Below are 24,339 nucleotides of genomic sequence, written 5' to 3'. Positions count from 1 at the left end.
GTGAGGGCCCGGTCGACCGCTGAAGTGCGTTAGCGTCGTCGGGTGGAGTTGCGACAGTTGCGGTATTTCCTCGCGGTGGCCGAGGAGCGCAATCTCACCAGGGCCGCCGACCTGGTCGGGATCCGGCCAACCTCGCTGAGCCAGCAGATCATCGCGCTGGAACGCGAGCTCGGTGCGGCACTGTTCGTGCGCACCGCGGCGGGAATGTCGGTGACACCAGCCGGTCTGCGACTGGTGCCGCACGCGCGGGCAGCGGTGGACGCTACGCGCCGGGCACAGCGTGCGGTGCGGGAGAGCCATGCTCTTCATGTCGCTGTGACGCCCGGAGCGCCGCCCCAGTTCGCGGCGGCGATCTGGCAGGCCGCGGGTGATCCGGTCGCCGAGATCACCGATATGCAGACCGCGGAACAGCTTTCGGCGCTGCGGGCGGGAACCCTCGACGCCGGGGTGCTCCTGCTGCCCGCCGACCTGGCTGGACTGGAGCATGCGGTCGTCGCCGATGTCGAGCTCGGTGTAGTGGTAGCGGACGGGCATCGGCTGGCACAGCAGCAGGCACTGCGATGGACCGACCTCGATGGCAGCGCACTGCTGTGGTTCGCGCGTTCGGCGGCGCCGGGCTACCACGACGCCGTCCGCGAATCCTGGACGCGCGCGGGCTGGCAGCCCGCGGCGATTCGCGAGAGTTCGCCGCGCCGAGCGTTGTTCACCGCCGAACTCGGTTTCGGAGGCAATGTCCTCGCTCTCCGCCCGGCCTGGGATGTCCGCCCCGGCGACGGGTTGTCGTGGATTCCGTTTGCCGCCGAGGCCGCCCGCATCCGCTACGCCCTCGTCTGGAACACCGCGGATTCCGCCGCTGCCCGCTTTACCGCGAGATAGCGGCTGACCTGGCGTGTGCGGTTCCGCCACAGGCTCATCCGGTGCCGCCTCGTGGACAGGACGCCCGGCGATCGGCTCAGCTGGAGAGCGATCGGGTCGCGCACTAGCGCGCGACCCAACCACACTTCGAGAGGTACCGAGATGGCGCTCACCGCATGGGGATTCATCTACACCGCGTCCGGCAGTGATCCGGCTCGGGAAACGGTCGTCGAAACTCCCGGCTGCCGCTCGGTATTCGTCGGAGTGAACGATCCGAGCCAGGTGGTCGATGTAGCGCGGCGACTGGTCGCCGGCGGCGCGCAGTTGATCGAGCTGTGCGGTGGTTTCGGCCCCGTCTGGACCGCCCGGGTGATCGAGGCGGTCCAGGGAGCGGTTCCGGTGGGCGCCGTGGCCTACGGCACCGAAGCCGTCGACCAGGTGCACGCGCTGTTCGCCGACCACTGACTGGTCAGCCATTTATCCTGGCCTTGCCCCGCCCACGGTCCGTGTATGGGCCCGAGCCCCCCGATTGCCAAATCACACAATGATCATCGGTCGGGTCGGCGGTGCCACTGCTAGACGCTTGCGGGCGACCCACGCCGCGCGACGGCCTGCGACGAGAACCGTCGCGGTTCAGTTCAGGTAGGCGGTGAGGTGGGGGACGGCGTCGACGACGTGTTCTGCCGAGATGGGCTCGGCGATGAGGGTGAACTGCCAATCATTGTGGGGGCGGTGCAGTTTGCCGAGGACGAGGCCGGTGTGGGAGCGGGCGGCGGCCAGGTCGATCCGTGCCAGTTCGGTGCCGGTGACACTGTCGCTGACACGGGTGAAGGCGTTCTCGATCTGCTCGAATCGTTGTCCGGTGTAGCAGGTGATGAGGAGCACGACGGTAGTGACGTCCGGGGCCAGCCGGGTCAGGTCGAGCACCATGATCTCGTCGTCTCCGTCGCCGACGCCGTCCAGGCTGTCACCGAGGTGGCGGATGGCGCCGTCTCGCGAGGTCAGTTGTTCGTGAAAGGCGATGTCGGCGAAGCGTGTTCCGATGAACGACAGCGCGGCCACGTTGAGGTCGATGTCTTTCGCGCGGCGCCGGAACTTGGCTGCGCGCACGGGATCCCAGCCCAGACCCACAGTGATGTGGGTGAGTGCGGTGTGGGGGACTGCTCCGGGCATGTGACGCTCCTGGTCGAGTTGCTTCGGCCGGTTGCCGTCCGGATCCCCCGGCGGGCCTACCCGCAAACATGCCGGACGGACCCGGCCTCCGCAAACCGAGTGGCGGTTCGGGGGAACAGGTTTCGTCGGCTTTGTTGGTCAGGAAGCCGTGGACGGTTCGATGCTGTGGCGCTTGACGAGCAGCACGATCGCCAGCAGCGGGTAGACCAGAATCGGCAGCAGGGTGCCCGGATACATGGTCTGATCGGCGAGGATGACCGTTCCGGTGAGCAGGGTGAAGTCGAACAGGCCGTGCAGCACGGAGTTGACCGTGTTGCCGCGGCTGACCCGGCGAGTCAGATAGAAGAAATACCCGGCCAGGCTGACGATGATCGCCTGCGGCAGCGCGCTGACACCGTGGGTCACCCCGTTGGCCAGGTGCACCGCGCCGAACACGATGCTCGACCACAACGCGACCCGGCTCTCGGTGAGCCCGTGATCGCGCAACACCAGCACGCCGATGCCACGGAACATGCCTTCCTCACCCCAGCCGACGAACTGGGTGGCGATCAGCAGCACCAGCACATACAGCAGTCCCTTGTCGGCCAGTGCGCTGTAGTTGATGCCGAAGACGACCGCGACGACGAAGGTGATCGGCACGATCCGCACCCACGACCGGGTCGGTCGGTCGTCGTGCAAGACCGGCCGTACCCAGCCCAGGTAGGCGATCACGCCGTAGGTGAAGGCCAGTGCCACACCCAGCGGGATGATCATGCCGAAGAACACCGCGCGCGTGGAGAGGAAGTCGTCCGCACCGGTGAGTTCCGTCATCAGCAGGCCACCGAGCTGGATGATCGCGAGATAGACGATCACGACCAGCGCGAACATCGGGTAGGTCAGGCGACGACGGGTTCCCGTGGCGGACACCACGGTTTCTGGCGTGCTCATGTGGGCAACATAGCTGTTCGCAGTCGGTCTCGGGCTGATGGTGCTGGTCATCGTGTCGGCGCTGCGCAGGGCTTTCACGTTTCCGTAGCCTGGACCGGGTGGGAGTTGCGGATATCGGCTGTGGGCCCGGTGTTGGTTGGGACTTCGCGGGTCCGTCCCCTGCCGCGCCGTCGGGTGCCGCGATCATCGGATACCGCGATGTGGGTGGCGCCGGGTTGGACTTGCGGGTTGCCGCGACGACGGCGGTCGCCGTGGTGATCGAGTTCGGGGGTCGCGACCTGATTGTCGACGACGCTGGTGGGCGACAGGCACTGGGCGGTTTCGCCGTGGGACTTCCCATGGCGGCCATGCGCATTCGGAGCAGGCAGGCCGAGTGTGTGGAGGTTCGCATGTCGCCGATCCGGGCGCACTCCCTGCTGGGTATCGCCGCAAACGATCTGGGCCGTGGCGTTGTCCCGTTGGAGGACCTGTGGGGATCGCAGGTTCGGCGACTGCGCGAGCGACTCGCGGACGCCGGGACGTGGGAGGAACGGTTCGCACTGACGACATCGTTTCTGGCGCAGTGCGACAGGCCGATGCGGACGCCGGATCCCGAGGTGGTCGCCGCCTGGCATCGCGTCCTCGCCTCCGGTGGCCAGGTGAAGGTCGGCGAGCTCGCCGAATCCCTCGGATGGAGCCGTAAACGGCTGTGGGCGAGGTTCGAATCTCAGATCGGTCTGACACCCAAGCGGGCGTCGATGCTGGTCCGATTCCGGTGCGCGGTCGTCGGTTTGCTGGCCGGGCGGCCCGCTGCCGACGTCGCTGCGGTGTGTGGTTACACCGATCAGGCTCATCTGTGCCGGGATGTGGCGATCTTCGCGGACCGCACACCGGGGGCGCTGCACGCGGACAGCCTGCCTGTCATCGCCCTGGATCGGTACCGGGCCTGGGGAACATTTTTCCAATCTCCGGGGTGACCGATCGGTCGATAGTGGTGATCACCTCGGGTGCGGTCGGCGAGCCGAACGCAACTCGAACCTTCACCCCGATCGACGACGAGAGGACACGTGTCGTGACCGACACCCTTCGCCCTGCGAAGCCACAGACAGCCCAAACCTCAGCACGTATCGGAGAAGAGTCGGCGGTGACGAGACTGCTGCTGGCTTGCGGTGTCGTCGCTCCGCTGTTCAACATAGTTGTCGTTCTCGTCCTCGGGGCTATACGCCCTGACTACAACCCCTGGGTGGTCCCTGACAGCAACCTCGAACTGGGGCCGGGTGGGTGGATGCAAATAACCAACTACATCGTCACCGGAACGCTCCTGCTCGCTTTTGCCATCGGGATGAGGCAGGTTCTGCGTTCAGGACGTGGTTCCACCTGGGGGCCCATCCTGCTCGGCATCTATGGCTTCACCTTCTTCGCCATCGGGCCTATCCTTCCCGACCCGTCGCTAGGCTATCCAGCAGGAGCGTCCGAAGCGCTGACCATCCACGGCGCCGTTCATATTCTCCTAGGTCTGGTGCAGTTCACGTCGCTGACTGCGGCTTGCTTCGTTCTGGCACGGCGCGATGCGGCGTTCGACAGTCGCGGCTGGTACCGGTATTCGGTTGCCACCGGCCTGCTGGTCGCCACCTCCTATGTCGTCTTCGTCCTCATCGCCAAATTGGTCGACGGGGGACCAGCAGGGCTCATCGAACGAATCGGGATCTTTGCCGGCGGCATCTGGGTTGCCTTGCTGGCGATCCGCCTGAGCAGATCAGTCCCGCGCGTGCATCTTGCGCCAACTCGGTGAACCTCGGGTAAGCCTGGACGCGCAGCCGGCGGACTGAGATATGGTTCGGGCTGCATTGGAGGACCGCCATCTTCAACGGAATCGCGTGGACGAGGAGAAGGCACGAGAGCTCGCTGCTCTGGCCACGCCACGCAGGCACGGCGCCAACCCGCACCTGCCCTACGACGACCGTCGCGCTTGGCTCGGGAGTTGGTCGCCACCTACCCCGGCACAGGGACTGGCGCCACGGGGAGGGGACATGTCGGGGCAGCTATTGGCTCTCGACGGTGGATGGTTCTGGTGTGTGGGCCTGAACTGGTTGCACGGCGATCAGAGTCAGCGGCCGGTGAGGGGTGCCTTCAGTCTGACTCCGGGCGTGGCCCAGGCGACGCACTGGACGGAGTTGGACTTGCGGAAGGATGCCTCGTCGGCCGGTGCGTAGGACATGATTTCGAGGACCGAAGAGGCCTCGATGGCTTCGATGATCGGGGCCGTGTGGGTGAGGCAGAGGGTTTTTCCCGCTTCGCGGGCGGCGGTCTCGTTCGTCCACTCGGTGAGGTGGCCGACGTAGAGTACCTCGCCGTCGTGTGGTTGATCGCACGATCGTGTCGTCAGGCTGTAGACGGTGCCGGTCGTCGACGGTTGGTCGACGCACCGGCCGACCGTCAGATCGGCGATCTCACTGCGGCCGTGCGGGTCGGTGACGCCGCGATACACCATCGCGCCGATCACCGCCGCGCCGAGAACGCCCACGCCGATCACCGCGCCGATGATCAAGCCCTTGTTGCGTTTAGGCGGCCGGGGCTGCGAATATCCCGCGATTCCCGGTGCCGGGTACGGCGGCCGCGGGTACCCCGGTCCCGGCTGCGGGGGCAGCTGGTTGCCCTGATAGCCGCGACCCGGGTATGGCGGTTGCTGAGCGTGTGGATGTGCTGGTCCCCCTGGATAATTCACCCGGCCACAGTACCCTCAGCGCGGTCGTGCCCCCAGTGTCACCCGGCATCAGCGGCTGTGCATTGAGCGCACCCGTGCGTCTCGATGGACATCGGTCCAGAGTCGGAGTAGATCGCCGTGGTAACCGAGCGCGTCGGCGAACGTCTTGGGCTGGCCGAGTCGGGATAGACCTTGATCGTCGGTCGGCCGGGGATCCGGGCTGTGCAGGCGCGGTAGTGGTCGCCGATATGAGTGCTTTGGATGAGAACTCGCAGTGCTTTCGCCAGATTGGTCGAGAATCCGCCACTTCAGGTGAGGCCTCACACTGTTGTGGACGCCCGTACCACCGAGCACAGTTTTCGCTATGTTCCGTTGTAGATACGTAGCGTTGGTGCCAACCAAACGGAAACGGAAATAATCCGAGGTGTTCGGCAACAACCTAGATGTCTGACCGCCGATAATGTTCACTTATCGGCGGTCAGCTGGACACCCTGGCGATTCGAGTTCCCAAGGGCCGACACGGTTTTCGTTTCGTCTAATTCGTAGGGAAATGACGAAACAAACGTTACGATTCTCCGGTGTCGAGCGTCTGCAACTATCCGGGCTGTGCCCGTCCCATTACCCGCGGCGGTGGCCCGGGTCGTCCGTCCGAGTACTGCGATCATCCGGACCACACGCGATGGCGCGCCTGGCGTGAACGGCAACGGTTACAACAGGAGTCGGAGAGTGCGGGGGATTCCGTCACTGTGACGACTCAGGGGCCGGTGACGGTGGCGCGGTTGCGGGCTGACGAGCTGCTCGGTCAGTTCCGTGGACTCGCCGAACAATTGGGGACCACGCTCACTGCGGCGGTCGCGGAGCTGCAGGCACTGGGCGACCCGTCGGTGGCGGAAGCGCAGGTCCAGGCGGTGCAGGCGGATGCCGCGCGGCGGATCGCCGAGGCCGAGATGGCTACCGTCACTGCCGAACAGGCGCGCCGGGACGCCGAGGAAGGGCGGGCACTGGCCGAATCGGTGGCGCAGGAGGCGGCGATCGCCGCCGAGGAAGCCGAACAGGCGGTGACGGAAGCGCTTGCCGTCAGGGATGAAGTGCTGGCCTCGGTGGAGCAACTCAGCAAACAGGCGGCCGACGACGTCTTCGCCGCGCGCAGCGAGGCCGAGGCCGAAGTGCGTGCCGCGCAACGGAAGGCGGCCGACGAGGTCGATGCCGCACAGCAGGACGCGGCCGACAGCATTGCACGCGCCCAGCAGCAGGCCGATGCCGAGGTCGCGCACCAACGCCGGGATGCCGAAGCGCGGATCGCCGCCGCGAACGCCGAACGGGATCTGGCGATCCAGCGTGCCGCCGACGCAGACCGCGCCACCGAACGCGCCGAACAAGCCACCGCCGAACGGGTGGAAGCCGCCGCCGAAGCGCGCGAGGAGTGGCGCCGGGCTCGGACCGAACTCGACACCACCCGAACCGAACTCGATCGCACCCGTGCCGAGCTCGCCGAGCTTCGCCGCACCACCGCGGCGGAGGCCGAACAACGACGCGTCGAATCGGCCGCCGCCCTCGACCAGCTGCGGACCGAGACCGCGCAACGATTGGCCGCGCTGGACGACGCCCGTCAACAGACCCTCGCGCGCGCCGAACGTGCCGAGCGTCAACTCGACGAACTCCTGGCGAGCCGGACACTACAACCTGCGGGCGAGTGATCGCCGATCGGCTTCGGCCGACGGGTCCGGCGTGTCGCGAATCCGGTTGTGGCGCAATGGTGGCGGCTCGGCGCGGCGCACTGTTCACTGGTAGCCATGGCTTCCACCGCTCGACCCAGCAGGCAGCGGCGACCAGGGGTGCCCGGCCCCGCGGTCTCGCCGGCCGAACTGGTCGTCGTCACCACGCCGACCGCCACCGCGATCACGCCGATAGCGCTGCGTGAGAACCGTTCCGTGCGCACCCACGTCGACGAACTGCTCCCCGCCGACGCGCACCTGGTTCCGATCTTCGGGCCGGACAACCGGCTGGCGGCGCGACTGGCCGACACCCCGCAGGCCGCGGTCGCCGGGGAGTACCTCAGCTACTACTCGGTGCGCGGTGCGGTGAGCGATCTCGCGGCACTCGCGGATCGGCTGCGCCACGACGACACCGTCGCCGCCGCCTACGTGAAGCCCGCGGCCGAACCGCCCCTCGCGCCACTGGCCGAGAACACCGTCGCGCCGGACGCACCTGCCCTGACACCCGATTACCGCAGCAGGCAGGGCTATCTGGATGCCGCGCCGACCGGGATCGACGCGGCGTGGGCGCATACCCGGCCCGGCGGGCTCGGCACCGGGGTCCGGGTGATCGATGTGGAGGGTGCCTGGCGATTCACCCACGAAGACCTGCGGCAGAACCAAGGCGGCGTGATCGGCGGAACCTCCTCGGCCGATATCGGCTGGCGCAACCACGGCACCGCCGTCGCGGGGGAGATCAGCGGCGATCACAACGGCTTCGGTGTCACCGGGATCGCGCCCGAAGCTCATATCAGGGCGATCTCGATCTTCGGGATCGGCTCGGCCACCGCGATTCGCTCGGCGGCCGATGCTCTCGATCCCGGTGATGTCCTGCTCATCGAACTGCACCGTCCCGGGCCCCGATTCGACTACCGGAGTCAACCCGACCAGCGCGGCTACATCGCCGTCGAATGGTGGCCCGATGATTTCGCCGCCATCCGATACGCCGTCGGCCGCGGCATCGTCGTCGTCGAGGCCGCGGGCAACGGGAACGAGAATCTCGACGATCCCGTCTATGACGCGCGCCCCGGCGATTTCCCAGCGACCTGGCACAACCCGTTCCGCGGCGGCGACACCGACTCCGGCGCCGTCCTCGTCGGCGCGGGCGCCCCACCACCGGGCCTGCACGGCCGCGACCACGGCCCCGCCCGCTCCCGCCTCCCGTTCTCCAACTACGGTGCCCGCCTGGATGCCCAGGGCTGGGGCCGTGAGGTCACCACCACCGGCTACGGCGACCTCCAAGGCGGCGCCGACGAAGACCTTTGGTACACCGACGAATTCAGCGGAACCTCGAGCGCGTCCCCGATCGTCGTCGGCGCCATCGCCGCCTATCAGGGCATGCGAGCATCCCGCGCTACACCGGAACAGATCAGGTCCCTTCTGCGCGCCACCGGCTCACCACAAACCGCGGCCCCCGGCCGCCCCACCACCCAGCGCATCGGCACCCTCCCAGACCTGCGCGCCATGCTCGGACGGACATAGCGCACCCATGGCAGTCATCCACCAGACGACCCTCACCCCGAGCAAGCTAGAGCTCATCGCCGCGTGGCTGCCCGGCCGGAAGTGGTACCTGGGCACGACACCCCAGCTCGGCAAGGTCGGCGGATTCCGGCTCGACGACGCCGATGGAGAAGTGGGAATCGAGTTCCTGTTGCTGAGGGACGAGTCGGAAACCGGCTCGATGTTGTACAGCGTTCCGCTCGCCTATCGCGGTGTCCCGATACCCGGTGGCGACGGTGCGCTGCTCGGGACAGCCGAGCACGGCGTCCTCGGGCGTCGCTGGATCTACGACGGCGCGAGTGATCCTGTTGCGGTCGGTGCGGTCCTCGACCTCGTGGCGGGGCGAGTGTCGGCGCAAGCGCAGCATCACAGCGACAGCGTCGACACGGCGGTGATGATCAGGCGGGCGGAGCTGCCGTCAACCGGTGGCGAGATGCTCGGCAGCGTCGACGATGGGACCGGCACCGACGTCAGTGTCGGCGGAATCGTGTTGCGCTTCAGCCGTAGGCCGGTCGTACCGGCACCCGGTGTGGTGGGTTCGGTTGCCGCGCCGGTCGCGTCGGTTGACCAGGGACAGAGGCTGGTCGAGGTGGTACGGGTGGTTGCCGGTTAGCCGGAAAATGGGATGTGCGGGGGTGGGTGGGCGTGGGATGGTACGGGGATGGCATCGGCGAAGAGCTTCACTGTGCGGTCGGCTACCGGCGAGGATCGGGCCGCGATCATCGGGTTGCAGGAAGCCGGGTTCGGGGTTCGGCTCGGGGAGGACGAACGTCGGCACCACGGGGAGTTGTTTCCGGTCGAGCGGTCGCTGGTCGCGGTCGACGATGGTCGGATCGTGGGGCACACGGTCGATCTGACGATGACGGTGACCGTGCCGGGGGAGCGCACCGTGCAGGCGTGCGGTGTGTCCGGAGTGGCGGTCGCGCCGACGCATCGGCGGCGCGGGATCCTGCGGGAACTGTATGCCGCGCAGCACGAGCGGACCGAGGCCGACGGGCTGCCGCTGACGATCTTCACCGCCAGCGAGGGCACGATCTACGGGCGGTTCGGATACGACACCGCGATCCTCGCCACCAGGATCTCCATCGATCGGCGGCGGGCCGAATTCCGTTCGACCACACCCGATCCCGGTGGTGTCTCGTTGGTGACCCTCGCCGAGGCCGCACCGCATATCCGGGAGGTGTACGAGCGCTGGCGGCGGACGGTGCCCGGCGCGCAGGTGCGGCCCGAACCCAAGTGGGACCTGTTCTTCGCCGATGTGGAACGCCAGCGCGGCGGCGCCACCTCGCTGTTCGCGCTGATCCACCCCGACGGCTACGCCCTGTACCGGCGGCGCTACCACGATCAGCGCTCCGTCGCGATCGTGTGGGAGTACCGGGCCCTCACCCCCGACGCCCACGCCGCGTTGTGGCGGGTGCTGCTCGGCATGGACCTGATCGACGCGGTGGAAGTCGAGATCGCCGACGACGATCCGCTGCCGTACCTGCTCACCGACCCACGTGCTGTTCGGGTGACCGACCGCGGGGACGCACTGTGGGCGCGGCTCATGGACATTCCCGCAGCCCTGACCGCGCGCACCTACCGCCACGACGTCGACACGGTGCTGTCGGTCCACGACCCGTTCCGGTCGGCGGGCGGCACCTTCACGCTGCGGATTCGCGACGGCATCGCCGAATGCGAACCCACCACGCGGCCCGCCGAGCTCGGCTTCGACATCACCGTGCTCGGCGCCCTGTACTTCGGCGCGCACCGTGCCAAAAACCTCGCCGCCGCGCATCGGATCCGAGTCGATGCGCCCGCCGCGCTGCGGGACTTCGACGAAGCGTTCACCACCGATCGCGCGCCCGAACTCGGCTGGTTCTTCTGACGCGCCCTCGAAGGCGCAACGAGTACGGCACTACTGCGCAGGGTTGGTGGCTGCGTCCTTCTTCCGGTCGAGATTGTCTCCGACACGAGCCAGCAGGTGCTTCAGCGTGGCGACCTCCTCAGGGGTGAATCCTGCTACGGCGCGGGCGTTGAGGGCGGTCAAGCTTTCGCCCGCCTCGGCCAGCTGCGCGTCGGTTCCGGGGGCCAACGCGATGGCCTGACTTCGTGCGTCGCGCGGGTGGGGTGTGCGGCGGATGAGCCCGTCGCGGTCCATGCGGGTGAGCAACTGCGCCATGGAGGGCTGTTCGATCCCGGTGGCCTCGGCCAGTTCTTTCTGGGTCAGCTCCGGGCCCTCGTGCAGCAGCGCGAGCACGGGCACTTGCGCGTAGCGCAGGCCAAGGGGCTTGAGCGCGTTGTCCGCATCGCGAGCGAAGGCACGGGCGGCGCGATTGATCAGCTGAGCGAGGCTGGGTGTGGTGAGCGGCGTCATAACTCCCTTTACATAGGATCCTATCTAGCGTTACATAGGACCCTATGAACTCTAATGCTTCGACAGCCCAAGTGGTCATCGCGGGCGCCGGTCCGACCGGACTCATGCTGGCCGCCGAGCTGCGCCTGGGCGGCGTGGACGTGGTCGTGGTGGAGCGCCGCGCGTCCGGCACCGTCGGCGAGTCCCGCGCCCCCGGCATCAACGCCCGCAGCGTCGAGATCCTCGCCCAGCGCGGACTTGCCGAGGAATTCCAGCGCCTCGGCAAGACCTTGCCGGGCGTGCTGTTCTCCGGAATCCCCATGGCCCCACAGGTTCTCGATCCCGGCTGGCCCTCGGCGATGATCCTTCCGCAACACCAGACCGAACGAATCCTCACCGCCCGCGCTCGCGAACTGGGCGCCCGATTCGAATGGTCCACCACTGTGGTGGACCTACACCAGGACGAGCACGCGGTCGAGGTGTCCGTGGAAGGTCCTGCCGGGCCCGCCACGATCCGCGCGGACTACCTCGTCGGTGCCGACGGCGGTCACAGCGCGGTGCGACGTCTCTGCCAGGTCCCGTTCCCCGGCGATGAACCCGTGTCCTGGTGGGTGGTCGGGGATGTGCGGCTCGATTCCCCGCCCGACGGGCGCGGTGTCTTCGGGCGCAACGAACGCATCGGCACCTACCAGATCTCGCGGGCCGAACCGGGCTGGTTCCGCCTGAGCATGATGCGCACCACCTCGCCGGTCGACCGCGCCGCGCCGGTCACCCTCGATGAGCTTCGTGCGGTCATGCGCGACGGACTCGGCACCGACTACGGCCTGAGCGAGGCTCGATGGATGTCGCGGTTCTCCGACGGATTCCGTCAGATCACCGACTACCGGCACGGACGAGTGTTCCTGGCCGGCGATGCCGGGCACACCCATTCGCCGATCGGTGGCCAGGGCCTGAACCTGGGGGTCCAGGACGCGGTGAACCTGGGCTGGAAACTAGCCGCCGTGCTCAACGGCAACGCACCCGATACCCTGCTGGCCACCTATAACCAGGAACGGCACCCGATCGCGGCCACCGTCCTGCAACTGACCAAGGCACAAACGGCGCTGATCAAACCCGGCACCCAGAACGACGCCCTGCGCGCGGTGGTAACCGACATGCTCGCGGTCCCCGAAACCTGCTTGCACCTGAGTGGGATCCTGAGCGGACTGAACCTGCGTTACCCACTCGGCGATACCCACCCACTCCTGGGCCGGCGCATGCCCAACCTGACTCTCTCCAGGAAAGCGAGCACCACAACGGTTTTCGACCTCCTGCGCCCAGCGCGACCGCTACTGATCAACCTCGGAGCCGACAGCCTGGCCGGTGTCCCCACCCCATGGGCGGATCGCGTGGACTACATCGAGGCGGAAGTCCCGCGGCGCAGCTGGAACATGCCCGTCTTCGGCGAGGTCCCCGCCTGTGACGCGGTATTCGTTCGACCCGACGGTTACGTCGCCTGGGTCAACCCCACCAGCACATCCCTGTCCCACGACGCGCTGGCCGCTGCCCTGGAGCAATGGCTGGGCGCACCCTGAACCCGGACCGTGCCAGGGTCACCCGCTGAGCGCCGGCCGCCGGCTCGTGAGCACCTGCCGGGCGGCACGCCAGGGCAAATCTACGGCTATCCGATGTCGCGGGCATAGTGTGGGGCCATGCCCGTGTACGACGGGGAGGGGAAACCGGCGCGTGACCGAACCCGGCAGGCGATGCTGATCGCCGGCGGGTGCTCGCTCGTTCTCGGCGTCGTGACACTGCTGTGGCCCGGCCGCAGCCAATCGACGCTGGCCATGCTGTTCGGCATCTCGCTGCTGCTCAGTGCCGCAGTGCAGGCGTATCTGGCGCTGCGGGCGCGGATCGCGTTGCCGCTGCGGGGACTGGTTCTGCTCAGCGCCGCGCTCACCGTCATCCTGGCGATGCTGGGCTTCGAGGGCGGCAACATCGAACTGCTCGCACTGTGGATCGGGATCGGCTGGGCGGTCCGCGGCATCGTGCAGGCACTGGTCGCGGCCTGGGACGCTGATGTCACCGACGGCTGGTTGCACGAAATCTGCGGACTCGGCACGGCGGCGATCGGGATCATGATGATCGCCATGAAGTTCCAGACCGTCACCGGGCTGGCGACGGTTGCCGGGAGCGCGCTGCTGGTGATCGGCGTGCTGGAACTGCTCGCCGGTGGGATGCTGAACGCGGCACAGCGTGCCGCACGGCAGGCGCCGACCGAAACCGCGGTCATCCACCGATCGGCCGCCACCGAATAGAAGTAGTGAATCCCACACTGGCAGTGCGGGATTCGGTGTTTACGCGAACTCCCGGACAACGTCACGTTGCGGGCAGCGGAGCGGGTGCTGAACTCTGTGTGCCGGGTCGTTCACAGCTGGGGCAACTGTGCTGCGCGCCGGTAGCGTGGCCCGCGGCGTGCGCACGGGAGGGCCCGGTCTGCGCGCCGCGTCCGCAGCCCGATGTGAGCCCAGGAGAAATGTGGTGTCGCGCGTAACCCCCGGCGAAGCCGCCGATACCGTCCAGCGTGAAGAGCTGGCCATGCGGCGCATGACCGAGAGTCTGGTCGAAGACCTGTCCGATAACGTCCCCGCCGACCAGGTGACCTCGGCGGTGGGCGCCGCGCATCATCGGTTCGCGGGCAAGCCGATCCGGGAGTTCGTACCGATCCTGGTCGAGCGGATCGTGCGCACCGAGCTCGCCGATCCCGAACCGACCGTCCGGGTGCCCGCACCCGCGACCGCCGTCCGCGCCACCACCCCGGACCCGGCACCGGCCACCGCGCCCGAAACCGACGGGGAGCGCGGGAGCTTGGTGAGCAGGCGTGGCGTGCTACCGCTGTCGATCGGTGCGGTCACCGTCGTCGCCGCGGTCGCGGCCGGGGTGATCCTGCTGCCGGGCGGTGCGGACGCCCCCGCCGAGACGCCCGTCGCGGCCGCGATCACCGTGCGCGGAGTCGTCGGTTCGGAGAAGATGGCGTTCTTCCAGGACGAGCGCGTGGTGAAACTGCTCGCCGACAACGGAGTGAAGGTGGAGGTCGAGCCGGCCGGGTCGCGCCAGATCGCGACGACCGTCGACCTCGGTCGATACGATTTCGCGTTCCCGTCGAGCAGCCCCGCCGCCGAACGGATCCAGCGGCAGCGCAACATCACCGCCAAGTACACGCCGTTCTCCTCGCCGATCGCGATCGCCACCTATCGGCCGATCGCGGACCTGCTGACCGCGTCCGGGGTGATCAAGCCCGGCCCGGTCGCTACCTTCGACATGAACCGGTACCTGGAACTCGCAGGCACCGGCGTGCAGTGGGACGACCTGCCCGACAACACCATCTACCCGGTCGCCAAGAACATCCTGGTCTCGACCACCGACCCGCGCAGCTCCAACTCCGCCGCCATGTACCTGTCGATCGCGAGCTACGTCGCCAACGACCACACCATCGTGCGCGGTGCCACCGCCGAACAGCATGTGCTGCCCGCCCTGTCGAAACTGTTCCTCGCCCAGGGCTACACCGACAACAGCAGCGACGGCCCGTTCACTCAGTACCTCACCAACGGAATGGGCCCGACGCCGCTGGTCTGCATCTACGAAGCTCAGTTCGTCGAGGCCGCGGGCGAAGGGCGGATCAAGCCGGACATGGTGCTGACCTACCCGACCCCGACGGTGCTGTCGAGCCACACCCTTGTCCCGCTGACCGGCACCGGTGACACGATCGGCAAGCTGCTCACCGAGAACCCCGAGCTGCGGCGTCTGGCCGCCGAGCACGGCTTCCGCACCGGCGACAACGCCCAGTTCACGGCCATCGCCGCCGAACGGAATGTGCCGGTCCCGGCCGACCTGATCGACGTGGTCGACGCGCCCGCCTACGACACACTCGAGCACCTGCTCGACGGAGTCGCGAACTCCTACAACTGACCGACTGCTCACCCCGGTGCCGCGCAGCCCCACGGCTGCGCGGCACTCGCGTTTCCAGGCCCGAAAAATAGGGATGGCGAACCGAGCGGACTGTCGTTATGGTCGGAGACCTCATGGGTATCGGTTTCCTGTTCTTGTGATCGCGCCGAACGCGTCGAGCTGAGCTCCGCGTTCCGCTACACGCACGCCACCGCGCCAGGTCCGCGTGCGTTCTCCCTCGATCCAGCCCCGGCACGGGGCCTTTCGTGCGGCCTCGCGCGGGCCGAGAACAGGAGCTGACATGACCAGCACCGCCCAACTCACCCTCCACGACGTCACCAAGCGCTACGACGCCACCACTGTCCTCGACAGCGTGTCGCTGTCGGTCGCACCCGGCGAAACGGTCGGCGTGATCGGCGAGAACGGTTCAGGGAAGTCGACCCTGCTGCGGCTGCTCGCCGGTGCCGAACAGCCCGACAACGGCAGCGTGATCGTCTCGGCACCCGGTGGCATCGGCTATCTCCCCCAGGTACTCGACCTGCCCGGCACCGCGACCGTCGCCGCGGCCATCGACCACGCACTGGCCGACCTGCGAACACTCGAGGCACAACTGCGCAGCACCGAACAGCAACTGGCAGAAGGGGATCCGGCGCTGCTGGACGTCTACGCGGTATTGCTCGCCCGGTTCGAAGCACGCGACGGCTATCTGGCCGACGCACGCGTCGACATCGCCCTGGCCGCGCTGGGCCTGCCCGGGCTCGACCGGGACCGCCCGCTCTCGACCCTGTCCGGCGGGGAGAAGGCCCGGCTCGCGCTGGCGGCGACGCTGGCCTCAGGGCCGGAACTGCTGTTGCTCGACGAACCGACCAACGACCTCGACGACGCCGCGGTCGCCTGGCTCGAACAGCAGTTGCGCGAACATCGGGGCACGGTCGTCGCGGTGACCCACGACCGGGTGTTCCTGGAACGGATCACCAGCACCATCCTCGAAGTCGATGCCGGGCAGGTCGCCCGCTTCGGCGATGGATACGCCGGCTACCTGGCGGCGAAAGCGGCCCAACGGCGCAGGGCCGCACTGGAATACGCGGACTGGCGGGCGGAACTGGCACGGAGCAGGCGACTGGCCGAATCGAATGTGATCCGGCTCGAAGCGATTCCACGGAAACTGCCGCTGGCTGTGTTCGCCGCCGGACCGTTCCGGGCGCGTGGTCGCGGGCACGGTGCGATGTCACGCATCCGCAACGCCAAAGAGCGGGTCGCGCGGCTCCATGCCGATCCGGTGGCGGCGCCGATCGATCCGCTGCGATTCCATGCGGCGGTGCCCACCACGGTCGAGGACGCGCAGGCGGGCCCGGTCGCCGAGCTGACCGGCGTCCGCGTCGACGATCGCCTCACGCTGCCCGCGCTGCGCGTCGAATCTGGCGCGCGGTTGCTCGTGACCGGGCCGAACGGCGCGGGCAAGACCACGCTGTTGCGAGTACTCGCCGGCGACTTGCGCCCTGATACCGGGACCGCGCGGATCACCGGCCGGGTGGGCTGGCTACGGCAGGAACCACCCCGCTACCCGGCGTCGGCGACCGTGCTCACCGCGTTCGCCACCGGCCGACCGGGCCACCCCGACGACCACGCGGACATCCTGCTCGACCTCGGCCTGTTCCGTCCCACCGAACTCGCGCTGCGGGTCGGTGAGCTGTCCTACGGGCAGCGCAGGCGCATCGAGATCGCCCGCCTGGTCACCGAACCCGCCGACCTGCTGCTGCTCGACGAACCGACCAACCACCTCGCCCCTGCCCTTGTCGAGGAGCTCGAGCAGGCACTCGACGACTTTCCGGGCGCCTTGGTGATCGTCACCCACGATCGCCAGTTGCGGCGCAGGTTCACCGGGGACCGGATGGCACTGCGGGCTGGGGAGGTGGCTGAGGCAGCCGCGTAGGCTCGGCCGAATTTGCTGTTCCGGCAACGATTCTGGTCAACCCGCATGGGCGGTGGCGATACTCGGGCCCTCATCCGAGGAGGACCACCCATGCTGGACACCCACACGCGCGCGGCCGGCGCCGTCCACCCCTGGAGGGTGCTGGCCGTGTGCTCGCTGAGCCTGTTCGTCGTCGGGCTCGACGCGACCATCGTCACCGTCGCTCTGCCCGCGATCGCCGACGGCGTGCGCGTCGGCACCCAGGGGCTGGAATGGATCGTCGACGCCTACACCCTGGCGCTGGCGAGCTTCCTCATCACCTCCGGCGCGCTCGCCGACCGGTTCGGCAGGCGCCGCGTATTCCGGCTCGGACTGGTGGTTTTCGGTGTCGCGTCGGCGGCGTGCGCGATCGCGCCGACCGTCGAGGTGCTGATCGCGGCCAGGATCGCCCAGGGCATCGGTGGCTCGATGCTGAGCCCGGTGGCGCTGGCGATCGTGGTGGCCACGATCACCGATCCGCGGCAGCGTGCCAGGGCGATCGGGGTGTGGGCGGCGGTGTTCGGGCTGAGCATGGCGGTCGGGCCGACGCTCGGTGGCGCACTGGTGGACTGGTTCGGCTGGCGGTCGGTGTTCTGGATCGCGGTGCCCGTCGTGGTCGTCGCCCTTGTCCTGACGGTGCTCGTGGTGCCGGAATCCCGGGGACAGCGTCCGCGGCGGATCGACGGTGTGGGGCAGGTGCTGCTTGTCGTGGTCGTCGGCGCGGGGATCGCGGTGCTCATCGAAGGCCCGCGGATCGGCTGGACGTCGACCGCGGCGATGCTGGGCTACCTCGGCATCGGTGTGGCGGCAGGGGGATTCGTGTGGGTCGAGGGCAGGGTGACCGAACCGTTGATGGATCTGCGGTTGTTCCGGCGGCCGCCGTTCACCGCAGCGGTGGCCGCAGCGGTCGTCGTGTTCGTCGCGCTGACGACGACCTTGCTGTTGAGCACCTGGCATCTGCAGCATGAGCGGGGCATGAGCGCGGTCGCTGCGGGTGCGATCACGCTGCCGTTGGCGGTGGCCGCAACAGTCTGTGCACCGCTGTCGGGAGTGCTCGTCGGTCGCGTCGGTGCCCGGCCGCCCCTGCTGCTGGCGGGTGGATTCCTCACCGCCGGTGGACTGTTGCCTGCCGCGGCAGGGACGGACACGGCGGTACTTCTGGTGGCCCTCGGTCTCGTCGGCACCGGGTTCGGATTCGCCAACGCGCCGATCACCAACACCGCGGTGAGCGGGCTGCCCGTCGATCGGGCCGGAGTCGCGGGCGGTATCACCTCCACCGCACGGCAGGTGGGCGCGGCGGTCGGTATCGCGGTGGCGGGCGGGCTGATCGCCGCAGCAGGCCCGGGCGACGGCGTACGGGTCGGGTGTGCTGTGGTGGCGGCATGTGGTCTGCTGGTGCTACCCCTCGCTCGACTTGCCCCGGCGAAATCATCCTGACCTGCGGAATCGGATGTCGCGAAGAAGTTTTCGCGGCGAGCGACGAGTTCCCGGACCGGCCACCGTCTCAATGAGTGCTACCTGTAGCCGAGATCCGGGGGAGTCTTATGACCGCCAGCTCCGCCGTCACCACCGGCACCCTCGTGGTGCCCGATGCCCGCCTGTACTACGAGGTCCGCGGGACGGGACCGCTGTTCGTGCTCGTCGGCGCGCCGATGAACGCCGCCGCGTTCGCGCCGCTGGCCGAACAGCTCGCCGTCACCAACACCGTGTTGACCACCGACCCGCGCGGACATTTCGCCAGCCCCCTCGACGACCCGCAGCAGGATTCGACGGTGCTCGCCCGCGCCGACGACCTCGCCCGGCTGATCACCCACCTCGACGCCGGTCCGGCGGTGGTGTTCGGTTCCAGCGGCGGCGCCGTCAGCGCGCTGGCACTCGCCCAGACCACTCCCGACCTGGTCACCACCGTCGTCGCCCACGAACCACCGCTGCGCGAGCTGCTGCCCGACGCGGCGGACCAGCGCGCCGTCACCGAGGACATCATCGCCACCTACGACTCCGGCGGCGTGCTCGGCGCGTGGCGGAAATTCTTCGCCCAGACCGGTTTCGCGATCCCGGACGCGCAGGTGCGGCGGATGTTCGGCGGTGACCGCGACCCACGGCAGGTCGCCAGCGAACGCCACTGGTTCGACCGTGAATTGCGCGCCACCACCAGCTGGGCGCCCGACCCGCCGCTGCTGCGCTCCGTGGCCACCCGCGTGATCGTCGGCATCGGCGCGGGCTCGGCCGGGCAGTTCTGTGACCGCACGTCGCGAGAGCTGGCCGCGGCATTGGGTAACGAGCCGGTGCTGTTCCCCGGTGACCACAACGGATTCATCGGTGGCCCGATCGCGTTCGCCGCCCGCCTTCAGGAAGTCCTGGACCAGCCGTGAGAGGTGCGTCATCGGCGGGCAGTCGGTGCTAGCCGGCATCCGGTGCATCGACTGCGGCACGGCAGCGGTCACTCAATCCGCGCAGTGCCGTGACGAGTTCGGGTGGGCCGGTGACGGTGAAATCGGTGTCCAGCGCGGTGATCATCCAGGCCAGCGAGGCAGGGGAGTCCGCGCCGAGATACAGCAGACAGGACCTGTCGTCGACCGGTTCGAGAACACCGGTGCCGGGCCACAGACGTTCGGCTATCTCGGTGGCAGGCCGATGCAGGGTGACGACGGTGCGCCACGGCCACGACGCGCTCGAGAGCCTGCGCGACATATACCCGGCCGCGTCACCGTCGGGCAGTGGGCGCGGGGTGAAGCGCGGGCCGGTCGGGATTCGCGGACGCAGCCGGTCGACGCGGAACGATCGCCAGTCCGCCCGGTCGACGTCCCAGGCGACCAGATACCAGTGCCTGCTGACATTGACCAGCGAGTCGGGTTCGGTGTCGCGCACGGAGCTACGGCCCGTGTGATCGGTGTAGTCGAACCGCAGGCGTTCCTGGCGCCGGCACGCGTCCGCGATCGCCAGCAGCGTCTCCGACGGCACGCGCGGCGCCTCGGCGGCGACGCGCACCATCGACTGCTGCAGCGTGCTCAACCGGTGACGCAGCCGCGAAGGCAGCACCTGTTCCAGCTTGGCCAGCGCCCGCAGCGAGGCGTCCTCGATGCCGGTGACGGTGCCACCCGAGGTGGTCCGCAGACCGACCGCGACGGCCACCGCCTCCTCGTCGTCGAGCAGCAACGGTGGCATCGACGCACCGGCGCCGAGCCGATAGCCCGCCGTTCCCTGCAAGGCCTGCACCGGATAGCCGAGACCGCGCAGCCGCTCGATATCGCGGCGTACGGTGCGCGCGGTGACGTCCAGCTTGGTGGCGAGCTCGGCGCCTGACCATGCGCGGTGGGTCTGCAACAGCGACAACAGACGAAGCAACCGGGCCGACGTTTCGGACATGCCTCCAGAATGCCCGCAACTTAGGACCGATTCCGGCCTAAGTGGTTCGTAGCGTGGTCGGCATGAACGACATCCACCCCTTCCGGATCGACATTCCGCAGTCCGATCTCGACGATCTGCACGACCGCCTCGCCCGCACCCGCTGGGCCGAGGACCTGCCCGAAACCGGCTGGGCCTACGGCCTGCCCACCGGCTATCTGCGTGGTCTCGCCGACTACTGGCGCACCGGTTTCGACTGGCGTGCCGCCGAAGCCGCCCGCAATGCCCGGCCCCAGTTCGTCACCGACATCGATGGTCAGCGCATCCATTTCACCCACGTCCGCTCACCCGAATCCGGCGCGCTGCCGCTGGTCCTCGTGCACGGGTGGCCGTTCACCGATTTCGCCGCGACGATCGGGCCACTGACCGACCCCCGCGCCCACGGCGGAGACCCGCGCGACGCTTTCGACGTGGTGATCCCGACCCTGCCCGGCTTCGGCTTCTCCGGTCCAACCCGGCAGCCGGGACAGGCCGCCACCGAACGATCAGCGGTCCTGATCGCGCAGCTCATGAGCCGACTCGGCTACTTCCGCTACGGTGCGCAGGGCAGTGATGCCGGGTCGTTCATCGCCCCGCACCTGGGCCGCATCGACACCGAACATGTCGCCGGGGTCCATCTCAATGCCGCGATCACCATTCCCGCCTGGAACGACGACGGCGCGGGCTACTCCGCGCAGGATCAGGAAAAGCTTGCCGCACTCCAGGATTGGAGCAGCAACGAGACATCCGCGTACGCCGGCGTGCACAGCACCCGCCCACAGACCCTCGCCCACGCGGTGACCGACTCACCCGCCGGGCTGCTCGGCTGGGTCGTCGACGTCGTCAACACCTACAAGGATCCCGCCGCCGCCCTGCCCGAGGACTCCCTCGATCGCGACGCGCTGCTCGCCGAGATCGCGATCCTCTGGTTCACCGGCACGGCGGGTTCCTCGATGCGCCTGTACAAGGAATCCCAGCAGTGGGGCGCCGACCTGCCCAGCTCCGGCGTGCCAACCGGCATCGCGGTCTTCCCCGGTGACAGCACGATTCGCGGTATCGCGGAGAAACAGAACAACCTGGTGCGCTGGACCGAATTCGGCCGCGGCGGGCATTTCGCGGCGATGGAGGCGCCCGATGTGTTCGTCGACGATGTGCGGGAGTTCTTCCGGCCATTGCGCTGACCGCTCTCACCGCACCTGGAAGCCGGCCGTCATCGCCATGTCCTCGTGTTCGAGATTGTGGCAGTGCAGCATGAACGGCCCCGGTGCACCGTTGACGAGGATCACGTCACCCACCACGCCGTTCATGTACCGGTCGGTGGCCCCGGGTCATGACCCAGGCGGTTTTCCAGCTCAGCCTGCATCGACGAGGACGGCTCCCACCTCGGCCATCCGCTGCGCGGCATAGCCGGGATCGATCAACGCCTCCGGCGTGTAGGTACCGGGGCCGACCTCGTCACCGCGCAGCCCGAGCAGTCGTTCGACACCGAGAGCGACCCCGAGCGCGGTCAACGGCCGCTGCCCGGCCGGATGGACGAGGTAGCGGCTCCGGCGCTGCGGCGCTCCCGCCGCGTCGGTTCCGTGCAGGTCGATGCGGATTTCGATCGAGGCGGGTTCCCCCCTGCGCCTGCTCGGGGATTCCCCGACCGCCAGGTCGACCCGAACATCCGGCGCCCCGGTCGCCATCGCCAGACTCGGCACGTCGAGGATCGGGATGCTCTGTCCCGTCAGACTGGCGCCGTCGACAGTGCGCACCTCCACCTGGGCGTCCTCGGCAGCGAGCCAGGTGAAGATCCCGTCGCGGCGCACCAGGCCCGCCGAGGTGACGGCGTACCAGCGTTCGAGATCGGCGACACCGGCGGGCCCGCCCGTGTCCGTCTCATCGAGCACGGCGGCGAGCCGGACGCTGTCGACCCGGTCGAACTCCCGCGCCTCGTGCAGTGCCGCCAGCACCGCGAGGCCGGCGAGGAAGTGGCTCGCCACCAGAATCGGTGCGGTGCTTGCCTGTCCGGCGCCCGTGACGACTTCCGGTCCGATATCGAATAGGCCACTCGAGATGCTGAGGTACGGCAACCCGTGGTCCTGGGCATAGCCCAGTCCGTTGAGCCGGTCGTCCCACAGCGTGGCGACCACTGCCGAGTAAGCCGCCTCGGCAGGCAGACCGAGATCGCGCCGCCGCAGATCGACAGTCACGGCGTCCGCGGTGCCGAGTGAGTCGGCGACCCGTTGCGCGCGGTCCAGATCGCGGCCCGCGATCGTGAGCGGCAGCGTCGGGTGCCAGCGCCGCAGCAGGGCCGCCGTGTCGGAACCGGCTTGTCCGGAACCGCCCAGCATCAGGACGGAGGGTGAATGCGCCATGGTGATTTCCTCTCCCAGCCACTAAGCTACATTTTGTAACCTACTCTTTGTAGCTAAACTGGTGGCATGACGCAAGGGAGGGCGATGCCCGCACGATCACCCCGGTTGTCCAAGGCGGCCCGGCGCGAACAACTGCTCGACACCGCGCTGACGATGGTGCGCGAGCACGGCACCGACGGACTGACGCTCGTCACCCTCGCCGAGGCCGCAGGTGTGAGCAGGCCGATCGTCTACGACCACTTCGGCACCCGCCCCGAACTGCTGCTCGCCCTCTACCGCAGGCTCGACGAACGCCACCGCCTCGCCGCGGAACAAGCCGTGCGTGACGCCGAATCCACCGTCGATGAGATCGCGCGGGTGATGAGCGACGCCTACTTCGCCTGCGCCACCGACATGCCCGAGTTCGACGCGATCTCCGCCGCCCTGAAAGGCAACCCGGACGTCCAGGCGATCCAGCACGACATGCTCGACAGCTACCGCGACTGGATGGCCACCGCCCTGCTGCCCTTCTCTGGCCTGGACGCCGCCGCGCTCCGGCTGCGCTGCGTCGCGGTCCTCGGCGCCGCCGAAACCCTTGGCGCCGAGCTGAACCGACGGGCGACAACCGCAGACGAAGCGGTCGCCGCCCTCACCGACCTGATCATCGGCAGCATCGGCGTCGCGCAGCGCCGATGACATACTCTCGCTCCTCGGTAGGATTCGGCGGTGCCAGATACTTCCGAGATAGCTCGACTCTTCGATCGGCGACTGCGGCAGTGGGGTGCGCCCGGCGATCCGGTGGCGTGGGATGTGTTGCGCGACAGGATCTGCGCGCTGCCCGCACCGGAGACCGCGACCGAGTTCGCGGCGTTGCTGCGGGAGGAGTTCGCCCTCCTGGTGGGTGTCGACATCGACGATGACGCTGCCGAACGTGAGTTCATGGCCGGTGGCCGGTCGGAAACAGCGCATCTGCCGACGTGGCGCACCATCATACTGCCGCTGCTGACCACCCGCGCGCGGCAGTTATACGGGGAGCTGCCGACAGAACGGCCATGACGCCGAGGTCAGGCGGGGCAGGTCACTCCAAGGTCTTCTTGAACAGTTCCAGCACGTGTGCCATAGCGGGGCCCCACTCGGTGGCCAGTTCGGCAGGTAGCACGTCGTGTGTCCATGTGATCGTGCAGTGCCCGTTGTCGTGCGCGGAAACCTGAATTGTCGCGTTGTCGTGTACCGGTCGCGCGGCGCCACCCACGACGGAGAAGACCAACCGCTTGCCGGGGTTGTCGAGGGTAATCAGTCGCTCCCGCAGCGCCGTTCCGCCGGCGAATGTCACGACCCGCACGTCGGGTCCGTCCATCGTGCTGTCGAGGACGAACCCGGGAGCCATCCTTACCGGCCCGTCGGCGAAGTCGGCGAGGATCTGCCACGCCGCGTCCGAATCCGCCACGATCGCAATCTCTTTGGTCACTGAAGCCATGATGGTCGCCTACTCCTTCTTCTACTGAGCTACTGCA

At 68.4% G+C, this 24,339-nt stretch carries 25 protein-coding genes; 17 read left to right on the top strand and 8 right to left on the bottom strand.

Going from position 1 to position 24,339, the window contains the following annotated elements:
* Positions 1-42: 42 nt before the first annotated feature.
* Together ACWF82_RS05990 and ACWF82_RS05985 are read left to right on the top strand one after the other, a co-directional pair.
* On the top strand, positions 43-876 hold the full coding sequence (locus tag ACWF82_RS05990; RefSeq protein ID WP_452498435.1) for a LysR family transcriptional regulator: 834 nt from the start codon (positions 43-45) through the stop codon (positions 874-876).
* Between the two features lie 141 nt (positions 877-1,017).
* A complete protein-coding gene (locus tag ACWF82_RS05985; protein WP_452498433.1) occupies positions 1,018-1,320 on the top strand; it encodes a DUF6506 family protein in 303 nt (100 codons plus the stop codon).
* Between the two features lie 168 nt (positions 1,321-1,488).
* Here ACWF82_RS05985 and ACWF82_RS05980 read toward each other — a convergent pair whose 3' ends face one another.
* Positions 1,489-2,028, bottom strand: coding sequence for a TerD family protein (locus ACWF82_RS05980; protein WP_452498431.1), 540 nt, complete (start codon positions 2,026-2,028; stop codon positions 1,489-1,491).
* A gap of 138 nt (positions 2,029-2,166) precedes the next feature.
* A complete protein-coding gene (locus ACWF82_RS05975) occupies positions 2,167-2,955 on the bottom strand; it encodes a CPBP family glutamic-type intramembrane protease (protein WP_452498429.1) in 789 nt (262 codons plus the stop codon).
* 98 nt (positions 2,956-3,053) lie between these two features.
* Here ACWF82_RS05975 and ACWF82_RS05970 point away from each other — a divergent pair, with 98 nt between their 5' ends.
* The gene (locus tag ACWF82_RS05970; protein ID WP_452498427.1) at positions 3,054-3,911 is read left to right on the top strand and encodes a helix-turn-helix domain-containing protein; all 858 of its coding nucleotides are present in this window, start codon (positions 3,054-3,056) and stop codon (positions 3,909-3,911) included.
* Positions 3,908-4,726: a DUF998 domain-containing protein gene (locus ACWF82_RS05965; protein WP_452498425.1), complete on the top strand. Its 819-nt coding sequence runs from the start codon at positions 3,908-3,910 to the stop codon at positions 4,724-4,726. Before ACWF82_RS05970 ends, ACWF82_RS05965 begins: the two co-directional genes overlap by 4 nt.
* A 315-nt stretch (positions 4,727-5,041) precedes the next feature.
* On the opposite strand, the gene ACWF82_RS05960 is transcribed toward ACWF82_RS05965, so the two are convergent.
* A complete protein-coding gene (locus ACWF82_RS05960; protein WP_452498423.1) occupies positions 5,042-5,659 on the bottom strand; it encodes a hypothetical protein in 618 nt (205 codons plus the stop codon).
* 725 nt (positions 5,660-6,384) lie between these two features.
* Between ACWF82_RS05960 and ACWF82_RS05955 the strand changes: the two genes are divergently transcribed.
* The 4 genes from ACWF82_RS05955 (at position 6,385) to ACWF82_RS05940 (ending at position 10,759) form a co-directional block, all read left to right on the top strand.
* Positions 6,385-7,335: a hypothetical protein gene (locus ACWF82_RS05955; protein WP_452498421.1), complete on the top strand. Its 951-nt coding sequence runs from the start codon at positions 6,385-6,387 to the stop codon at positions 7,333-7,335.
* A 96-nt stretch (positions 7,336-7,431) separates the two neighbouring features.
* Complete coding sequence (locus ACWF82_RS05950) at positions 7,432-8,874, top strand: S8 family peptidase (protein ID WP_452498419.1); 1,443 nt, start codon at positions 7,432-7,434, stop codon at positions 8,872-8,874.
* Between the two features lie 7 nt (positions 8,875-8,881).
* On the top strand, positions 8,882-9,505 hold the full coding sequence (locus ACWF82_RS05945) for a maltokinase N-terminal cap-like domain-containing protein (RefSeq protein ID WP_452498417.1): 624 nt from the start codon (positions 8,882-8,884) through the stop codon (positions 9,503-9,505).
* Between the two features lie 48 nt (positions 9,506-9,553).
* Positions 9,554-10,759, top strand: coding sequence for a GNAT family N-acetyltransferase (locus tag ACWF82_RS05940; protein ID WP_452498415.1), 1,206 nt, complete (start codon positions 9,554-9,556; stop codon positions 10,757-10,759).
* 30 nt (positions 10,760-10,789) lie between these two features.
* Here the strand turns inward: ACWF82_RS05940 and ACWF82_RS05935 are convergent, their stop codons facing one another.
* The gene (locus ACWF82_RS05935; protein ID WP_452498413.1) at positions 10,790-11,248 is read right to left on the bottom strand and encodes a MarR family winged helix-turn-helix transcriptional regulator; all 459 of its coding nucleotides are present in this window, start codon (positions 11,246-11,248) and stop codon (positions 10,790-10,792) included.
* Positions 11,249-11,292: 44 nt separating this feature from the next.
* On the opposite strand from ACWF82_RS05935, the gene ACWF82_RS05930 reads away from it, so the two are divergent.
* The 6 genes from ACWF82_RS05930 (at position 11,293) to ACWF82_RS05905 (ending at position 19,477) form a co-directional block, all read left to right on the top strand.
* On the top strand, positions 11,293-12,801 hold the full coding sequence (locus tag ACWF82_RS05930; RefSeq protein WP_452498411.1) for an FAD-dependent monooxygenase: 1,509 nt from the start codon (positions 11,293-11,295) through the stop codon (positions 12,799-12,801).
* A gap of 117 nt (positions 12,802-12,918) precedes the next feature.
* Positions 12,919-13,524 carry an HdeD family acid-resistance protein gene (locus ACWF82_RS05925; protein WP_452498410.1) on the top strand — a complete coding sequence of 202 codons (606 nt, stop codon included), beginning with the start codon at positions 12,919-12,921 and terminating at the stop codon, positions 13,522-13,524.
* Positions 13,525-13,747: 223 nt separating this feature from the next.
* A complete protein-coding gene (locus tag ACWF82_RS05920) occupies positions 13,748-15,175 on the top strand; it encodes a three-helix bundle dimerization domain-containing protein (RefSeq protein ID WP_452498408.1) in 1,428 nt (475 codons plus the stop codon).
* Positions 15,176-15,455: 280 nt separating this feature from the next.
* Positions 15,456-17,087, top strand: coding sequence for a TlrC/CarA/OleB/SrmB family ABC-F type ribosomal protection protein (locus ACWF82_RS05915; protein ID WP_452498406.1), 1,632 nt, complete (start codon positions 15,456-15,458; stop codon positions 17,085-17,087).
* Positions 17,088-17,177: 90 nt separating this feature from the next.
* On the top strand, positions 17,178-18,542 hold the full coding sequence (locus tag ACWF82_RS05910) for an MFS transporter (protein WP_452498404.1): 1,365 nt from the start codon (positions 17,178-17,180) through the stop codon (positions 18,540-18,542).
* A 107-nt stretch (positions 18,543-18,649) separates the two neighbouring features.
* Positions 18,650-19,477 (top strand): alpha/beta fold hydrolase, encoded by an 828-nt coding sequence (locus ACWF82_RS05905; protein ID WP_452498402.1) that lies wholly within the window; start codon positions 18,650-18,652, stop codon positions 19,475-19,477.
* Between the two features lie 28 nt (positions 19,478-19,505).
* Here the strand turns inward: ACWF82_RS05905 and ACWF82_RS05900 are convergent, their stop codons facing one another.
* Positions 19,506-20,471 carry a helix-turn-helix transcriptional regulator gene (locus ACWF82_RS05900; RefSeq protein WP_452498400.1) on the bottom strand — a complete coding sequence of 322 codons (966 nt, stop codon included), beginning with the start codon at positions 20,469-20,471 and terminating at the stop codon, positions 19,506-19,508.
* 62 nt (positions 20,472-20,533) lie between these two features.
* Here ACWF82_RS05900 and ACWF82_RS05895 point away from each other — a divergent pair, with 62 nt between their 5' ends.
* The gene (locus tag ACWF82_RS05895) at positions 20,534-21,670 is read left to right on the top strand and encodes an epoxide hydrolase family protein (RefSeq protein WP_452498398.1); all 1,137 of its coding nucleotides are present in this window, start codon (positions 20,534-20,536) and stop codon (positions 21,668-21,670) included.
* 6 nt (positions 21,671-21,676) lie between these two features.
* On the opposite strand, the gene ACWF82_RS05890 is transcribed toward ACWF82_RS05895, so the two are convergent.
* A complete protein-coding gene (locus ACWF82_RS05890) occupies positions 21,677-21,796 on the bottom strand; it encodes a multicopper oxidase domain-containing protein (protein ID WP_452498396.1) in 120 nt (39 codons plus the stop codon).
* Between the two features lie 45 nt (positions 21,797-21,841).
* Positions 21,842-22,846, bottom strand: a complete 1,005-nt coding sequence (locus ACWF82_RS05885) for a saccharopine dehydrogenase (protein ID WP_452498394.1) — start codon at positions 22,844-22,846, stop codon at positions 21,842-21,844.
* 66 nt (positions 22,847-22,912) lie between these two features.
* Between ACWF82_RS05885 and ACWF82_RS05880 the strand changes: the two genes are divergently transcribed.
* Positions 22,913-23,521, top strand: a complete 609-nt coding sequence (locus tag ACWF82_RS05880) for a TetR/AcrR family transcriptional regulator (RefSeq protein WP_452498393.1) — start codon at positions 22,913-22,915, stop codon at positions 23,519-23,521.
* A 30-nt stretch (positions 23,522-23,551) separates the two neighbouring features.
* Positions 23,552-23,881, top strand: coding sequence for a hypothetical protein (locus ACWF82_RS05875; protein ID WP_452498391.1), 330 nt, complete (start codon positions 23,552-23,554; stop codon positions 23,879-23,881).
* 22 nt (positions 23,882-23,903) lie between these two features.
* Here the strand turns inward: ACWF82_RS05875 and ACWF82_RS05870 are convergent, their stop codons facing one another.
* Complete coding sequence (locus ACWF82_RS05870; protein ID WP_452498389.1) at positions 23,904-24,293, bottom strand: SRPBCC family protein; 390 nt, start codon at positions 24,291-24,293, stop codon at positions 23,904-23,906.
* Positions 24,294-24,339 lie beyond the last annotated feature (46 nt).

The organism is Nocardia sp. NPDC055053 (genome assembly GCF_053608285.1).
Note: the sequence above shows the minus strand (reverse complement) of the source record. Positions and strands in the feature narration are given on the sequence as shown.

Coding starts and splice junctions, on each gene's coding strand:
- ACWF82_RS05985 (WP_452498433.1), top strand. CDS start 1,018: ATGGCGCTCACCGCATGGGGATTCATCTACACCGCGTCCGGCAGTGAT.
- ACWF82_RS05980 (WP_452498431.1), bottom strand. CDS start 2,028: ATGCCCGGAGCAGTCCCCCACACCGCACTCACCCACATCACTGTGGGT.
- ACWF82_RS05975 (WP_452498429.1), bottom strand. CDS start 2,955: ATGAGCACGCCAGAAACCGTGGTGTCCGCCACGGGAACCCGTCGTCGC.
- ACWF82_RS05950 (WP_452498419.1), top strand. CDS start 7,432: ATGGCTTCCACCGCTCGACCCAGCAGGCAGCGGCGACCAGGGGTGCCC.
- ACWF82_RS05945 (WP_452498417.1), top strand. CDS start 8,882: ATGGCAGTCATCCACCAGACGACCCTCACCCCGAGCAAGCTAGAGCTC.
- ACWF82_RS05940 (WP_452498415.1), top strand. CDS start 9,554: ATGGCATCGGCGAAGAGCTTCACTGTGCGGTCGGCTACCGGCGAGGAT.
- ACWF82_RS05935 (WP_452498413.1), bottom strand. CDS start 11,248: ATGACGCCGCTCACCACACCCAGCCTCGCTCAGCTGATCAATCGCGCC.
- ACWF82_RS05930 (WP_452498411.1), top strand. CDS start 11,293: ATGAACTCTAATGCTTCGACAGCCCAAGTGGTCATCGCGGGCGCCGGT.
- ACWF82_RS05925 (WP_452498410.1), top strand. CDS start 12,919: ATGCCCGTGTACGACGGGGAGGGGAAACCGGCGCGTGACCGAACCCGG.
- ACWF82_RS05915 (WP_452498406.1), top strand. CDS start 15,456: ATGACCAGCACCGCCCAACTCACCCTCCACGACGTCACCAAGCGCTAC.
- ACWF82_RS05910 (WP_452498404.1), top strand. CDS start 17,178: ATGCTGGACACCCACACGCGCGCGGCCGGCGCCGTCCACCCCTGGAGG.
- ACWF82_RS05905 (WP_452498402.1), top strand. CDS start 18,650: ATGACCGCCAGCTCCGCCGTCACCACCGGCACCCTCGTGGTGCCCGAT.
- ACWF82_RS05900 (WP_452498400.1), bottom strand. CDS start 20,471: ATGTCCGAAACGTCGGCCCGGTTGCTTCGTCTGTTGTCGCTGTTGCAG.
- ACWF82_RS05895 (WP_452498398.1), top strand. CDS start 20,534: ATGAACGACATCCACCCCTTCCGGATCGACATTCCGCAGTCCGATCTC.
- ACWF82_RS05890 (WP_452498396.1), bottom strand. CDS start 21,796: ATGAACGGCGTGGTGGGTGACGTGATCCTCGTCAACGGTGCACCGGGG.
- ACWF82_RS05885 (WP_452498394.1), bottom strand. CDS start 22,846: ATGGCGCATTCACCCTCCGTCCTGATGCTGGGCGGTTCCGGACAAGCC.
- ACWF82_RS05880 (WP_452498393.1), top strand. CDS start 22,913: ATGACGCAAGGGAGGGCGATGCCCGCACGATCACCCCGGTTGTCCAAG.